Origin of the sequence: Asanoa ishikariensis, assembly GCF_900107455.1 — a bacterium.
In the GTDB taxonomy this organism is placed as follows: domain Bacteria; phylum Actinomycetota; class Actinomycetes; order Mycobacteriales; family Micromonosporaceae; genus Asanoa; species Asanoa ishikariensis.
This window is the reverse complement of record NZ_FNQB01000003.1, coordinates 1858012-1871847: the sequence shown is the minus strand read 5'-3', so window position 1 is coordinate 1871847 and position 13836 is coordinate 1858012. Positions and strand designations below refer to the sequence as shown.

The 13836-nt window shown below is 69.3% G+C and carries 17 protein-coding genes; 10 read left to right on the top strand and 7 right to left on the bottom strand.

Translation table 11 applies throughout. The features are described 5' to 3' along the window. The first annotated feature begins 71 nt into the window (after positions 1 to 71). Positions 72 to 950, top strand: a complete 879-nt coding sequence (locus BLV39_RS32595) for a hypothetical protein (RefSeq protein ID WP_143049981.1) — start codon at positions 72 to 74, stop codon at positions 948 to 950. Beyond that, positions 947 to 1651, top strand: coding sequence for a hypothetical protein (locus tag BLV39_RS32590; RefSeq protein WP_090800446.1), 705 nt, complete (start codon positions 947 to 949; stop codon positions 1649 to 1651). Before BLV39_RS32595 ends, BLV39_RS32590 begins: the two co-directional genes overlap by 4 nt. Before the next feature lie 17 nt (positions 1652 to 1668). Here the strand turns inward: BLV39_RS32590 and BLV39_RS32585 are convergent, their stop codons facing one another. Together BLV39_RS32585 and BLV39_RS32580 are read right to left on the bottom strand one after the other, a co-directional pair. Further along, positions 1669 to 2130 (bottom strand): SRPBCC domain-containing protein, encoded by a 462-nt coding sequence (locus BLV39_RS32585; protein WP_090800445.1) that lies wholly within the window; start codon positions 2128 to 2130, stop codon positions 1669 to 1671. A gap of 16 nt (positions 2131 to 2146) precedes the next feature. Next, a complete protein-coding gene (locus BLV39_RS32580) occupies positions 2147 to 2716 on the bottom strand; it encodes a DUF6642 family protein (protein WP_090800927.1) in 570 nt (189 codons plus the stop codon). A gap of 138 nt (positions 2717 to 2854) precedes the next feature. On the opposite strand from BLV39_RS32580, the gene BLV39_RS32575 reads away from it, so the two are divergent. Genes BLV39_RS32575 through BLV39_RS32565 form a run of 3 tightly spaced genes read left to right on the top strand, consistent with a single transcriptional unit; the run spans position 2855 to position 4846 of the window. Then, a complete protein-coding gene (locus BLV39_RS32575; protein WP_090800444.1) occupies positions 2855 to 3526 on the top strand; it encodes an AMIN-like domain-containing (lipo)protein in 672 nt (223 codons plus the stop codon). Between the two features lie 34 nt (positions 3527 to 3560). Continuing rightward, complete coding sequence (locus BLV39_RS32570; RefSeq protein WP_090800443.1) at positions 3561 to 3989, top strand: YunG family protein; 429 nt, start codon at positions 3561 to 3563, stop codon at positions 3987 to 3989. Continuing rightward, a complete protein-coding gene (locus BLV39_RS32565; RefSeq protein ID WP_090800442.1) occupies positions 3947 to 4846 on the top strand; it encodes an FAD-dependent oxidoreductase in 900 nt (299 codons plus the stop codon). The genes BLV39_RS32570 and BLV39_RS32565 overlap by 43 nt, the downstream gene beginning before the upstream one ends. Here the strand turns inward: BLV39_RS32565 and BLV39_RS32560 are convergent. Both BLV39_RS32560 and BLV39_RS32555 read right to left on the bottom strand, forming a co-directional pair. Then, positions 4843 to 5109, bottom strand: coding sequence for a hypothetical protein (locus BLV39_RS32560; protein ID WP_239083888.1), 267 nt, complete (start codon positions 5107 to 5109; stop codon positions 4843 to 4845). The two genes, BLV39_RS32565 and BLV39_RS32560, sit on opposite strands and share 4 nt — an antisense overlap. A gap of 35 nt (positions 5110 to 5144) precedes the next feature. After that, positions 5145 to 5558, bottom strand: a complete 414-nt coding sequence (locus BLV39_RS32555; protein WP_090800440.1) for a hypothetical protein — start codon at positions 5556 to 5558, stop codon at positions 5145 to 5147. A 208-nt stretch (positions 5559 to 5766) separates the two neighbouring features. On the opposite strand from BLV39_RS32555, the gene BLV39_RS32550 reads away from it, so the two are divergent. The 4 genes from BLV39_RS32550 to BLV39_RS32535 are packed head-to-tail and all read left to right on the top strand — an operon-like array spanning position 5767 to position 9983. Beyond that, positions 5767 to 7002: an ABC transporter substrate-binding protein gene (locus tag BLV39_RS32550; protein WP_239083887.1), complete on the top strand. Its 1236-nt coding sequence runs from the start codon at positions 5767 to 5769 to the stop codon at positions 7000 to 7002. Then, complete coding sequence (locus BLV39_RS32545) at positions 6999 to 7946, top strand: carbohydrate ABC transporter permease (RefSeq protein ID WP_090800438.1); 948 nt, start codon at positions 6999 to 7001, stop codon at positions 7944 to 7946. The genes BLV39_RS32550 and BLV39_RS32545 overlap by 4 nt, the downstream gene beginning before the upstream one ends. Next, positions 7946 to 8785 (top strand): carbohydrate ABC transporter permease, encoded by an 840-nt coding sequence (locus BLV39_RS32540; RefSeq protein ID WP_090800437.1) that lies wholly within the window; start codon positions 7946 to 7948, stop codon positions 8783 to 8785. The genes BLV39_RS32545 and BLV39_RS32540 overlap by 1 nt, the downstream gene beginning before the upstream one ends. Positions 8786 to 8795: 10 nt before the next feature. Further along, on the top strand, positions 8796 to 9983 hold the full coding sequence (locus BLV39_RS32535; protein ID WP_090800436.1) for an ABC transporter ATP-binding protein: 1188 nt from the start codon (positions 8796 to 8798) through the stop codon (positions 9981 to 9983). A 47-nt stretch (positions 9984 to 10030) separates the two neighbouring features. On the opposite strand, the gene BLV39_RS44885 is transcribed toward BLV39_RS32535, so the two are convergent. Beyond that, entirely contained in the window at positions 10031 to 10945 is a 915-nt protein-coding gene (locus BLV39_RS44885) for a LysR family transcriptional regulator (RefSeq protein ID WP_090800435.1), read from the bottom strand. Positions 10946 to 11096: 151 nt separating this feature from the next. Between BLV39_RS44885 and BLV39_RS32525 the strand changes: the two genes are divergently transcribed. After that, complete coding sequence (locus BLV39_RS32525) at positions 11097 to 11456, top strand: nuclear transport factor 2 family protein (RefSeq protein ID WP_090800434.1); 360 nt, start codon at positions 11097 to 11099, stop codon at positions 11454 to 11456. On the opposite strand, the gene BLV39_RS32520 is transcribed toward BLV39_RS32525, so the two are convergent. Both BLV39_RS32520 and BLV39_RS32515 read right to left on the bottom strand, forming a co-directional pair. Further along, entirely contained in the window at positions 11449 to 12462 is a 1014-nt protein-coding gene (locus BLV39_RS32520; protein WP_090800433.1) for a TerC family protein, read from the bottom strand. The genes BLV39_RS32525 and BLV39_RS32520 overlap by 8 nt on opposite strands. Positions 12463 to 12486: 24 nt before the next feature. Further along, complete coding sequence (locus tag BLV39_RS32515; RefSeq protein WP_090800432.1) at positions 12487 to 13779, bottom strand: hemolysin family protein; 1293 nt, start codon at positions 13777 to 13779, stop codon at positions 12487 to 12489. Between the last annotated feature and the right edge of the window lie 57 nt (positions 13780 to 13836).

Sequence of the window (13836 nt, the reverse complement as noted above, 5' to 3'; positions counted from 1 at the left end):
AAGGCTGGGTCGGTGGTCGTGGTCCCGGGTTACGGTGACGGGAGGCGGGCGCCCCGGGGGGAGGACGCGTCATGTCCACTGTGGAAGGTTCTGGTGGCACGGTGTTGACCGGTGCCGAGACCGAGCAGGTGCGCACCCGCGTACGCCTGTTGATCGAACTGACGTCCCGGACGAACGAGTACCGGCGCGGACTGTCGGCAGCGGCCCGGCGGCTCAGCCCCGAAGAGGCCACCGTCCTGGTCGACCTCGAAAAACACGGAATGCAGGTGCCGCAGCTCCACGACGTCCTGTGCGGCGGCCACGTGCTGGTCGACAACCCGCAGTTGTACGAGGACTGGCGGCACTCCAAGGGCGCCCGCGAGCGGATCTCCAGCCACCACAAGCAGATCGACAAGAAGAAGTGGCCGGACATCGGTATGCGCGGTTCGGTGGTACGCGAGAAGCTGCACGGCCGCACGGCGCAGGGCACCTGGGTCCAGTTGGAGAAGACGCCGGCCGCGTTCGGCAAGAAGAAGATGCCGAGCCTGGACGACCTGCGCCACCTGATGGACTACTTCACGTACAAGATCACGCGCTCGAACGTGGGTCCGTGGGGTTTGTCCCGCAAGACCGAGCGTCGTCCCATGTACCTGTCACCGGACGTCGCGATGCCGCAGAGCGTCCCGCCCGCGGTAGCGACGTCGCTGAGCAGCGCGCTCAAGCAGCTCGAGGAGGGCGACGACGTCACGTCGGCGTCGGTCGACCTGGCCCGCCTCTTCCCGCCGCCCGAACGTTCTGATCCGGTGGACGAACTGGGTCGCTCGATGTCCAACGGCGCCGGCCGAGGGCTGTTCGGAAACTCCAACGTGTGGGTCTCGGAGACCACGTCCGGAACGGCGGCCGCGATCCGTGGCCGAGACAGCGATCGCCGCGGCCCCGAGTCGCTGCTCGCGGAGATGGGGTTGTCGTGACGACCGCACATGTCCCTGGTGACCTGGTCTCGTCCGTCGTCGACCTGGTCGACACCGGCCCGGTCCTGCTCGGCGCGTACACGTCCGCGGAACTGACCGCAGTCGATGCGGTCGTCGACTTCCTGGAGGCTCGGCCGACGGACGAGGTGCTGGCCGAAGCGGTCCGTTCACTGGCGGCACGCGAGCTCCTGGTCGCGAGCGACGGCGACGAACAGCTACAGGTCCGCGGCGACCTGGGCATCGCGGTCGCCTTCCAGCAACGCGCCCGCACGGTCCTGGACGCCCGCGTCTCGGGCACTAAGCCGGGCGAGCCGTGGCGGATGTTGCTCCTTCCGCAGCCGGAACCGGTGTCGCTGCTGGTCCGCATCGACGCGCTGGGCGTACACGATCTCGGGCTGTTCCCCGCCGATGACGCCTTGGACCAGCTCGTGGAGTGGCTGCCACGCGGCGACTACGAGAAGGGCGGCGACGCGGCGGAGGTGGTGGCGGCCAGCGAACGGTCGGCGCTGGTCACGGTCGTGCACTACACGTCGGAGGGTTCGGCGGAGACCGCAGGCGACACCGACGACCTGGTGCTGGCGCGGCGCGGGGGAGACCTCTACGCCTTCGGCCGGGACGAAGCGGACCGCGGCCACCTGGTCCCACGCCGCCTGGACGACAACAAGGTCGACGACACCATCAAGGCGATGCTCGTCGTCTGACGCGTCCGAACCGACCGTCAGCGTCCCGGCTCGACCAGGCGGGCCAGGTTGGTCAGGGCCATCCGGGTCCCGAGTTCGTTGTCCGCGGCTGGGATGCTGTCCGGTAGGCCCTCGTGGACGACCAGCACGTCCGTGCCGCCCTCCGCGTCCGTCAGTGTCGTGGTCATCGTCATCGTGCCCAGCAGGTCCGGCGACTCCGTTTCGAACTCGAAGACCTCGACCACCTGCTCGTCCGGCGCCAGCCGGGCGAAATGGCCGTGGTACGTGTCCGTGTGCGACGCGCTCTTGCCGGTGCTGGACGGATCCGTGTAGGTGAGCGACACCCGGAACCGGCCGCCCTCGTGGGCCTCGAAGAGGTGCACCTCGCTGGTCATCCCGTCCGGCACCCGCCACCGCGCGACCGCTGCCGGGTCGAGCAGTGCCTGGTAGACCGTGGCCCGTGGGGCGGCGATGTGGTGCAGAACCCGCGTCGAGTACATGGCCCTTCACGCTAGTTCATGCTGCGCGGCCGTTCGCGTACATGATGCGGAAGCCCAGGTGCTCGGCCAGCGGCGCCCAGCGTCGGGAGCGCATCGTGCGCTCGGCGGCGTCGACGCGCTCGCCGTTGGCCAGGTGGTCGAGGAGCACGAGCTCGAACGCCGCCGACTCGACCCAGTCGACCTCGCGGGTGTAGCCGCACAGCATCGCCGCGCCCGTGGTGTGCAGGAAGTCCTCCAGGATCGCGTCCGGCGCGCGCAGGACCGAGCAACTGCCGAAGTACAGCCGGCGGCCCTCGCATCTGCCCTCCAGGGTTTCGGCGATCTCGTCGAGACCCACGCGGATGCGGTCGTTGACGAAGAGCTGCTTGGCCTCGCCGTGCATCGCGAAGTGGCCGACGCGGAAGCTCGCGTAGCGCTGCTCGGTCCACCGGGTCAGGAAATAGCGCAGCTCTTCCGCTGTCGCGACGTCCTTGTGGATGTACGCGCACCGCTTGAGCCGGTTGAGCATGTCCAGGGTCGGCAGCACCGAGCTCTTGTCGGTCAGGCTCCGGTGCCACTGTCCCTCGACGCAGAAGATCCCGTACATCGACGTCGCTCCCTCCGTGACACCGGAAACGTATTCGCATCGGGGGACCGGCCGGATCCGCCGCACGGCTGTGTCGATCGACCCGAAAGGCAGGCGCGTGGCGGTAAACCGGATCGGGAGCTGGCGCGTCGAACCAGCATGAGACGACTCTTCGTACCCACCCTGATCCTGCTGGCCGCTTTCGGGGTCGGCGCGTGTGAGCCCGCCGGTGCCGGCACGAGCATCGGCTCACCACGTCCGGCCGAGGCGTCGAGGCCCGGAACCCTGCCGCAGCCGTCGGTGACCAAGAAGCCCGTGGTGCCCTACCGGGTCACCTACGGCTGGGCGGTGCCGTCCCGGCCGGCGCGTGTCCCGCACACCGTCGTCATGCGTGATCCGCCGGCGCCGCCGTTCCCCTTCCTGGTCCGCATCCAGGTCGGCGACCACCCGGGGGAGAACCCGGCGTACACCCGGATCACGTTCGCCTTCGACGGGCCCTGGCCGACCTACGAGATCGCCTACCAGCGGGAGTTGACCCAGGACGGCAGCGGGCACCCGGTGCCGCTGCCCGGCAACAGCGTCCTGCGGATCACCTTCACGGACGCGCAGGCGCACGACGACCAGGGCCGCCAGACCGAACGTCCCGGTTTCAACCTGGGCTATCCCACGCTCAAGGGGTACGGCTTCGGCGGCGACTTCGAGGGCCAGGTCACCTACGGCCTCGGCATCCAGGCCCGGCCGAACAGCGACCAGGCACTGCCGATCCGGGTCGGTGAGCTGGTCCGCGCCGACGGGACCTACGTCGTCGCGGTCGACGTCCAGCGGGCTTGAGTCTCCACCTGGTCGAGGGCACAGACTCGGCGCCATGCTGACCTTGATCGACATCGAGCACGCGGTACGGGCGAGCTGGGCCGCTGACACCTGCTCGCCCGACGACCTGGCCCGCGCCGGCTGGCACCCCGACAACCCGGCGTGGGGCCACTGCGACGTGACCGCCCTCGTGCTCAACGACCTGTTCGGCGGCGACCTCGTGCTCGGCGACGTGCACCTCGGCGGCGAGCAGCACGGCTACCACTGGTGGAACCGGCTGCCGGGCGGGGTCGAGATCGACCTGACCTACGAGCAGTTCCAAAGCGGGCAGACCGTGACCGCCGCCCGCGCAGTCCGGCGACCGCCGGGCAGGCCGAGGCGCCGGGCCGACGCGTACGACCTGTTGCGGCAACGGGTCATGGCCCAGGGCACGATGGTGGGATGGCGGACGTCGTCGTTCTCGGTGCCGGGATCATCGGGCTGACCTCGGCCCTCGCGCTCCAGGAAGCGGGCGCCGAGGTGGCTGTCGTGGCGGCCGAGGAACCGCAGGACACGGTCTCGGCCGTCGCCGCAGCCGTCTGGTACCCGACCAGGATCGACGCCGACCCGCGCGTCCTGGGCTGGGGCACCCGCACCTTCGAGGTCTTCTCCGAGGAAGCGGGACGGGGTGCGCCGGGGGTCTCCATGCGGCCGACGAGGATGATCATCCGAAGCGGAGCAGAAGGCCGACCATGGTGGGCGCCGGCCGTCCCCGACTTCAGCGCAGACCCGGGGGAATGGCGGTTCACCGTGCCGGCCGTCGAGATGGTGCCCTACCTGGCCCACCTGCTCGACCGCTTCCGGGGCAACGGCGGCACGTTGACCATCCGAAAGGTCGACCGCTTCGAGGAGCTCGACGCCCCGACGGTCGTCAACGCCACCGGCCTCGGTGCCGCGCCGCTGGCCGGCGACGACGGCCTGTACCCGATCCGCGGCCAGGTCGTCGTCGTCGACAACCCAGGCCTGACCACCTCGATCCGCGACGAGCACCACCCGCTCGGCCCGGTCTACATCCATCCCCGCAGCAGCGATGTCGTGCTCGGCGGCACCTTCGAGGTGGGCGACGCCGACCGCACCATCCGTGCGGCCACCGCCGAAGCGATCATCGAGCGCACCACCCAGGTCGAGCCCCGGCTGGCGGGAGCGAGAGTGCGAAACCAGCTTGTCGGGCTCAGGCCGGCCCGGCACGGCGGCCCCCGCGTCGAGGCCCAGGGACGGATCATCCACGCGTACGGCCACAGCGGCGCCGGCATGACCCTCTGCTGGGGCACCGCCGAAGAGGTGGCCCGGCTAGCGCGCTAGGACCCCCGCATGATCGCCACCGCGACCCTGGCCAACTCGTCCAGGTCCGGTTCGAACCCGGCGGCGATGTCCGGGTGGAGTCCGGCCCGGGTCTCGTCGAGCAGTTGCCGGCAGACGGTGTCGAACGACTCGCCCCGGTACGACGCGCGTACCCGCTCGGTCGCCGCCTGCAAAGCGGACGTGAGCTGGTCCTCCAGCGCGCCGCGAAGCTTGCGCTGCACGGGGTCGTTCGGGTCCGGTTCGAGCGTGACATGAGGTTCCACGGCCATACCGGTCAGATGCCCGTGACCACTGAAGATCAAACGCCCAGCGCCGTCACCCGGACCAGGTAGGACGGTTCGTCGGCGGGCTCCTCGCGATAGGTGATCGCCCGGATCTGCCGCTCGTCCGCGTACAGCGTCACGTCGGCCAGCACACCGAGATGCGTGCCGGTGAGTCGTCCCCGCTTGTCGCTCAACACGTCGGCGACGCCCGCCAGGAACCGCGGCGCGGAGCCCACGTGCGAGGCGGATCCGCGCACGACGATCTCGAGCGAAACCTCGGTCCGCGTCGGTGTCCAGCCACTCTGCTGCGCCGCGGCCAGCGCCGCCAGCAGCAACGCACGGACGCGCTCGGCCTGGCGATGGCCCGCGGAGAGGATCGACAGCGTCTCTGTCTTCTGTGGCGGCAGGCCGCGCACCTCGAAGGCGAGGGCCTGAGTGGTCTCCTGCACGGCACTACCTCCGCGGGTCGGGCGGGGGCGACACGTTACGTATGGCGACCGTACCGTGTCGGGCCGTCGTCCACGAGGTGTACGGCCCCTCCACGTTTGCTTTACCCGCGCCCGGGGCATGGTCCGAGATCGGTGAACCGCAATGAAGCGGGAACGGAGGTCGGCTATGGCGGAACGATCTCGGGGAATCAGAAGGCGACGGCGGGGGGTGGCCGCGCTCGCCGCGGTGGCCCTACTCGGACCCGCTGCGGCGTGCGGCGGTGGTGACGACGGTGGCGTACCGGAGCTCAACGTCTACTACGCGCCGGAACAGAACTTCCAGCAGGTCGTCGACGACTGCAACCAGCAGGCGCAGGGCCGCTACCGGATGGTCTACCAGGTGCTGCCGCGCGGTGCCGACGAGCAGCGGGTGCAGATGGTGCGCCGGCTCGCCGCCGAGGACGACGGCATGGACGTGCTCGGCCTCGACGTGACCTGGACCGCGGAGTTCGCGAGCGCGAAGTGGATCCGTGAGTGGACCGGGCGGGAGAAGGACGAGGCGTCCCAGGGCACCCTGGAGAAGCCGCTCGAGTCGGCGTCCTACGAGGGCAAGCTCTACGCGGCGCCGAAGAACACCAACACGCAGCTTCTCTGGTACCGCAGTGACCTGGTGCCGAACCCACCGAAGACGTGGGACGAGATGATCCAGCTCTCCCAGGACCTGAAGAGCCAGGGGAAGCCGTACGAGATCGACACGATGGGCGCCCAGTACGAGGGCCTCGTGGTGCTCTACAACAACATGGTCGCCAGCGGCGGCGGGAAGATGCTCAGCGACGACGGCGCGAAGGTCGAGTTCGACCAGGGTGCCGTCGACGCGCTGCGCACCCTCCAGAAGTTCGCGTCGGCCGGGGTCACCAACCCGTCGTTCACCAACACCCAGGAGGACGGCGCGCGCCTGCAGTTCCAGAGCGGCAACGGGGCCTTCCAGCTCAACTACCCGTTCGTATGGCCGGCCCTCCAGGAGGGCGCACCGGACCTCAAGGACAAGGTCAAGTGGGCGCGCTACCCGGGCATCGACGCCGGGACGCCGAGCAAGGTGACCATCGGCGGCTACAACCTCGCGGTCTCCGAGTATTCGAAGCACCCGGCCGAGGCGTACGAGGCGGCGCTGTGCCTGCGTTCGCCCGAGCACCAGCTTTTCTCGGCGATCAACGACGGCGTACCGCCGACGATCGAGTCCGTCTACGACGACCCCAAGATGGACGAGGCGTACCCGTTCAAGGCCGACATCCTCGCCCAGGTCAAGGACGGCGCGAACCGGCCGATCACGCCGGCCTACCAGAACCTGTCCACGGTGCTCTCCGCGACGCTGTCGCCGCCGGCCGACATCCAGCCGGAACAGGACGCCAAGGACCTGCGCGGCTCGATCCAGGACGCGCTCGAGTCGAAGGGTGTCCTGCCGTGACGGCTACCGCCGAGAAGCCCACGACCCATCGGGTACGGGCGGCGAAGAAAGCGAAGACGCAGCTCAGCGAGGGCAAGAAGCAGGAGCGGAAGCTCGGCTGGCTGCTCTGCGCTCCGGCGGCGATCGTGATGGTCGCGGTCACCGCGTACCCGATCCTCTACTCGGTCTGGCTCTCGTTCCAGCGCTTCGACCTCAAGTTCCCGGACCAGCGCGAGTTCATCGGGCTCGGCAACTACATCACCGCGCTGAGCAACCAGTACTGGTGGACGGCGTTCGGCATCACCATGCTGATCACGGTCGTCACGGTGGCGGTCGAGCTAGTACTGGGCATGGCGCTGGCCTGGGTGATGTTCAAGACGCTGGTCGGGCGGGGGATCGTCCGCACGGCGGCGCTGATCCCGTACGGCATCGTCACGGTGGTCGCGGCGTTCTCGTGGAAATACGCGTGGACACCCGGCACGGGTTATCTGGCGAACCTGTTCACCGACGGCGCCCCGCTGACCGAGCGGGCCAGCTCGCTGGCGATCATCATGCTCGCCGAGATCTGGAAGACGACGCCGTTCATGGCGCTGCTGCTGATGGCCGGCCTCGCGCTGGTGCCCGAGGACCTGCTCAAGGCCGCCTCGATGGACGGTGCCACCGGCTGGCAGCGGTTCACCAAGGTGATGCTGCCGGTGATGAAGCCGGCGATCCTGGTCGCGCTGCTGTTCCGTACCCTCGACGCCTTCCGGGTCTTCGACAACATCTATGTGTTGACGGCCGGGTCCAACAACACGTCGTCGGTCTCGATGCTGGCCTACAACAACCTGATCCGCGGGCTCAACCTCGGCATCGGGTCGACCATGTCGGTGCTGATCTTCCTCGCGGTGGCCGTGATCGCGTTCATCTTCGTGAAGCTCTTCGGCACCGCCGCACCCGGCAGCGAAGAGGAGGGCCGGCGCTGATGGCCGTCATCGACCAAACCGCCCGCGCGAAGTGGCGCTGGAGCCTGATCGACCTCGTGGTGATCGTCTTCGCGCTGATCCCCGTCCTGTGGATCACCTCGCTGTCGTTCAAGACGCCGGCGACCATCACCGACGGCAACTTCATCCCTCGGGAGTGGACACTCGAGAACTACCGCAACATCTTCAGCACCGACCAGTTCGTACGCGCACTGGTGAACTCGATCGGCATCGGGTTGATCTCGACGCTGGTCGCGGTGGTGCTCGGCACGATGGCCGCGTACGCGATCGCCCGGCTCGACTTCCCCGGCAAGAAGCTGCTGATCGGCATCTCGCTGCTGATCGCGATGTTCCCGCAGGTCTCGCTGGTGTCGCCGCTGTTCGAGATCGAGCGTTCGATCGGCCTGTTCGACACGTGGCCCGGCCTGATCCTGCCCTACATCACGTTCGGCCTGCCGCTGGCGATCTACACGCTGTCCGCGTTCTTCCGGCAGATCCCGTGGGACCTGGAGAAGGCGGCCAAGATGGACGGGGCGACCCAGGGCGAGGCCTTCCGGCGGGTGATCGCGCCGCTGGCCGCACCGGGCGTGTTCACGACCGCGATCCTCGTGTTCATCTTCTGCTGGAACGACTTCCTGTTCGCCATCTCGCTGACCTCGACCGAGCGCTCCCGCACGGTCCCGGCGGCGCTGTCGTTCTTCCAGGGCGCCTCGCAGTTCGAGGACCCGACCGGCGCGATCTCCGCGGCGGCCGTGATCATCACCGTCCCGATCATCCTGTTCGTGCTGTTCTTCCAGCGGCGCATCGTCTCCGGCTTGACCTCCGGCGCTGTGAAGGGTTAGGGGAATCCACGTGGCAGACATCGTTCTCGACAAGGTGACCAAGGCGTTCCCCGACGGCACGCTCGCGGTGCAGGAGCTCAACCTGGAGATCGCCGACGGGGAGTTCCTGATCCTGGTCGGCCCCTCGGGCTGCGGCAAGTCGACGACGCTCAACATGATCGCCGGGCTGGAGGACATCACGTCCGGCGAGCTCCGGATCGACGGGCAGCGGGTCAACGACAAGGCGCCGCGGGACCGGGACATCGCGATGGTGTTCCAGTCGTACGCGCTGTATCCCAACATGACCGTCCGGGAGAACATGGCGTTCCCGCTCAAGCTGGCCAAGCTGTCGAAGGAGGAGATCGACCGCAAGGTCGACGAGGCGGCCAAGGTGCTGGAACTGACCGCGCTGCTCGACCGCAAGCCGGCCAACCTGTCCGGCGGCCAACGGCAGCGGGTGGCGATGGGCCGGGCGATCGTCCGCTCACCCAAGGCGTTCCTGATGGACGAGCCACTGTCCAACCTGGACGCCAAGCTGCGGGTGCAGATGCGCACGGTGGTCTCGCGCCTCCAGAAGAAGCTCGGCACGACGACGGTCTACGTCACCCACGACCAGACCGAGGCGATGACCCTCGGCGACCGGGTCGTGATCATGCGGGCCGGCGCCGTCCAGCAGGTGGGCGAGCCGCAGCAGCTCTACGACCACCCCAACAACCTGTTCGTCGCGGGCTTCATCGGCTCGCCGTCGATGAACTTCTTCCCGGCGACGGTGGCGTCGGGCCGGCTCACCACCGCGCTCGGCGACTTCCCGCTCGGCGAACGGATGCGCGGCCAGGTCGCCGAGCACTCGGGGGACCTGATCGTCGGCATCCGGCCGGAGCATTTCGAGGACGCGTCGCTCATCGAGGACTCGATCCGCCAAGGGGGAGCCGAGTTCTCCGCGACCGCGGACCTCGTGGAGTCGATGGGCTCCGACAAGTACGTCTACTTCACCATCGAGGGCGAGAAGGCGAGCGCGGCGGAGCTCGAAGAACTGGCGGCGGACATGGGCAGCGGCGACCTGCCCTCGGGCGGCTCCAACCTGGTGTGCCGCTTCTCCGCCGAGTCCCGGGTCAAGGAGGGCGACACGGCCAAGGTCTGGGTCAACCTGGAGAAGATCCACCTCTTCGACCCGTCCGACGGCCGCAACATCACCCTGCACGAGGGCCGGACCGCCTGAATGCAAGGGGCCCTTCTTATCGCTTTTCGCATAGGAAGGGCCCCTTGTTAACGACGCGGGTTGAACGGGTCGTCCGCCGGCAGCCAGGTCGTGTCGGCGTCCGGGTCGACGGGGTCGACGTCGTGGGTCAGTGCCGCGATGACGTCCCGCACCGCGGCGCGGTCGTCGTCCCGGCGGGAGACCAGCGCCCACGTCCAGCAGGGCGTCGGCCGGACCACGGGCCGCCGGACGAGGTCGGGCGGCAGCGGGGTCGTCTGGCCCTTCGGAGAGTTGACGACCGGGCGGTCGAGCCGCCGCACCTGGTCGAAGAAGGCGGGTCCGGTGACGCCGCCGTCGTCGATGCGGACGGCCCGCGCTCCCGTCGCCCGTGCGAACTCCTCCGCGTACCGGTTCCACGACGACCAGGTGGCCGTGTCCGCGTCGACCAGGACCGTGGTGTCGCCGGCGCGGACGGGCGCCGGATCGGTTCCGGTGGCGACCGCGTACAGCCGGTCCACGCCGATCAGCCGCGCGTCGAGGTTGTGTGCGGCCAGGTCGGCCGCCGGTACCCAGCAGATCGCGAGGTCGATGCTGCCGTCGGCGACCCGGCCCGCCTGGGCGTGCGACGGCAGCACCCAGGCGTCGACGTGCACCTGCGCCACTCCGGAGACGCGCGCGGCCAGGTCGGGCGGCCGCCAGTTGACGTAGCCGAGCCGCACGGGCGCCGACCCACCCGCGGCGGACCGGCGCAGTTCGTCCGCCTGGTCGAGCAGCGCCCGGGTGCGCGGGAGCAGCGACTCGCCGGCGGCGGTCAGGGCGACGGAGCGGCGGTCCCGGTCGAAGAGGCGTACGCCCAGGTCGCGTTCGAGGGCCTTGATCTGCTGGGAGAGCGACGGGCCGGCGATGCGGAGGCGGGCGGCGGCCCGGCCGAAGTTCAGTTCCTCCGCAACCGCGACGAAATAGCGCAACTGGCGCAACTCCACCCTTACCAGGCTAGCGCGCTGGGAGGCTGCGCCTTGCAGCAGTGAGCGAGGCGGTCGTGCCAGGCGCGACCGACTGGGCCAGGATGTTGACCAGGCGGGCGGCGGCCCCCGTGCCGCCCGCCGCCGCTCATCGAACCCGAAGGAGACCAGCATGACCGAGACCGAGATCCTTCGTGGCGTGCTCGACCGGTGGAAGTCGGCCGTGGACGCGCACGAGCCGCAGCGCGTCGCCTCCTTGTTCACGGACGACGCGATCTTCCAGGGCCTGCACCCGTACAGCGTCGGGCCTGCCGGCGTCGCGACGTACTACGACGCTCAGCCCCTGGGGATGTCCCCGGCCTACGAGATCCGCGAGACCCGCCGCCTCGCCGACGACGCGGTGCTGGGCTACCTGAGCGTCGACTTCTCCTTCGTCGACCGGCCGACCCTGAACCTCTCGCTCTGCGTCATCGTGCGCCGGGTCGGCGACGGCTGGCGGATCGGCCACTACCAGGTGTCGAAGCTCAGCTAGCGTCGTCCGGCCGCTCCGGCCCCTCGCGGCGGGCCCGGATCGAGCCCGCGTGGGCCTTCTTGCTCGGGTCGCGGCGCACGGCCACCAGGCTGGCCACCGTGGTGACCGTCAGGACCACCGCGATGACGACCAGCGAGAGGTTGGTCGAGATCTCCCAGACGCTCTCGGAGATGTCGACGTGCGCCCAGTGCAGGGCCAGCTTCACGCCGATGAAGGCGAGGATGATCGCGAGCCCGGTCGACAGGTAGACCAGCCGATCCAGCAGGCCCTTCACGAGGAAGAACAGGGCGCGCAAACCGAGCAGGGCGAAAGCGTTGGCGGTGAAGACGATGTACGTCTCCTCGGTCACGCCGAACACCGCCGGGATCGAGTCGAGGGCGAACAGCAGGTCGGTGCTGCCGATCGCGATCAGCACGACGAACAGCGGTGTGGCCACCCGCCGGCCGTCGTCCCTGCTGAACAGCTTGCCGTCGCGGTACTCGTCGGTCACCGGGACCAGTCGGCGGGTCGCCCGTACCAGCGCGTTGTCGCCGACGTCAGGGTCCTCGTCGCGGTGGCGATAGAGCTGGACCGCCGTGTAGATCAGCAACAGCCCGAACACCAGGAACATGAACGAGAACAGGTTCAGCAGGGTCGCGCCGAGGATGATGAAGACCACGCGGAAGGCGAGGGCCAGCACGATGCCGAAGGTGAGCACGCGTTGCTGGTGCGCCTCCGGCACCGCGAACGTGGACATGATGATCACGAAGACGAACAGGTTGTCGACCGAGAGGCTCTTCTCGACCAGGTAGCCGGCGAAGTACTGGGTGCCGAACTCCCATCCCGAGATCGACGCGAAGACCACGCCGAACACGACCGCGATCGCGATGTAGAAGACCGACCAGGCGACGGCTTCCTTGAAGTGCACGGCATGCGGCTTGAGTGTTCCGATGATCAGGTCGAGCGCGAGCAGCCCGAGGATGACCAGGATCGTGAGCGTCCACCCGAGGGCGCTGACGTGCAGCATTGACCGTCCCTTCCGTCGCCGTGATCAGCGTTGAGCTTGCCCTACCGTGTCCACTCGCGCGCGGAGGCGGACCCGAGTGATCGCCCTCCCGGTCACCTCGACGACCTCCGCGGTGTGCCCGGGCAACTCGACGGTCTCGCCCGGCGCGGTCGGAATGTGCCCGAGGCGGGAGAGCAGCAGCCCGGCGATCGTGGTGTAGTCGCGCTGCTCGTCGTCGCCCAGGTCGACGCCGATGTCGGGCAGGTCATGGATCGGGTACGTGCCGACGAGCATCAGGTCGCCGTCGGGTGTGCGGACGACGGCCTGCACGTCGCGGTCGGTCTCGTCGTAGATCTCGCCGACGATCTCCTCCAGCAGGTCTTCCATGGTGACGATCCCGTCGACCGCGCCCCGCTCGTCGACCACGATGGCGAACTGCTGGCGCTGCTGCCGGAGCTGGCGGATCGCGTCGGTCACCTTGAGCGTCTCGGGCAGGAACACGGCCGGGTGCGCGCTGCCGGCGACGGCGCCCACGCTGTCGACCAGGTCGCGGATGTGCACCACGCCGAGCACGTCGTCGAGCCCGTTCGGCCCGACCACCGGCGCCCGCGACTGCCCGGCCTTGACGATGTCCCGCAGCGCGTGGCTCGCCGGCGTGGCCGCGGGCAGCGTGAACACCTGCCCGCGCGGGGTCAGCACCTCGCGCAGCACCCGGTCCGCGACCTCGAACGCACCACTGATGATCATCCGCTGGTCGGCCGGGATGGTCTGCTGCGCGGCGACCATGTCGCGCAGCTCCTCGGTGCTGACCTCCTCGCGCCCGGCGGCCGGGTCGCCGCCGGACAGCCGGACCACCAGGTCGCTGGTCTTGCCGAGCAGCCACACCAGCGGCCGGGAGAACGTGGACAGCAGGTCGAGCGGCCGGGCCACCATCAGCGCCCACCCCTCGGCCCGCTGCATCGCGATCCGCTTCGGCGCCAACTCGCCGAACACGAGCGTGAAGAACGTCAGCACCATGGTCACGAGCACGATCGCGACCGGCTCGGCGGCCGACTCACCGAGGAACCCGAGCGGCTCGATCAGCGGCTGCGCCAGCGAGACGGCCGCGGCCGCCGAGGCCAGGAACCCGGCCAGCGTGATCCCGATCTGGATGGTCGCGAGGAACCGGTTGGGGTCGTCGGCCAACCGGGCCAGCACCCGCCCGCCTCGCGAGCTGCGTTCGAGCCGCCGGATCTGGCTCTCCCGCAACGACACGAGCGCCATCTCGCTGCCGGCGAACACCGCGTTCACCAACACCAGCACGAGTACGAGCGCGATCTGCACCCCATAGCCCCCCACGGGCTTCCCCTCCGAAGATCGATGTCGTAGATGAACAGAGTCCCATGCCCAGCTGAG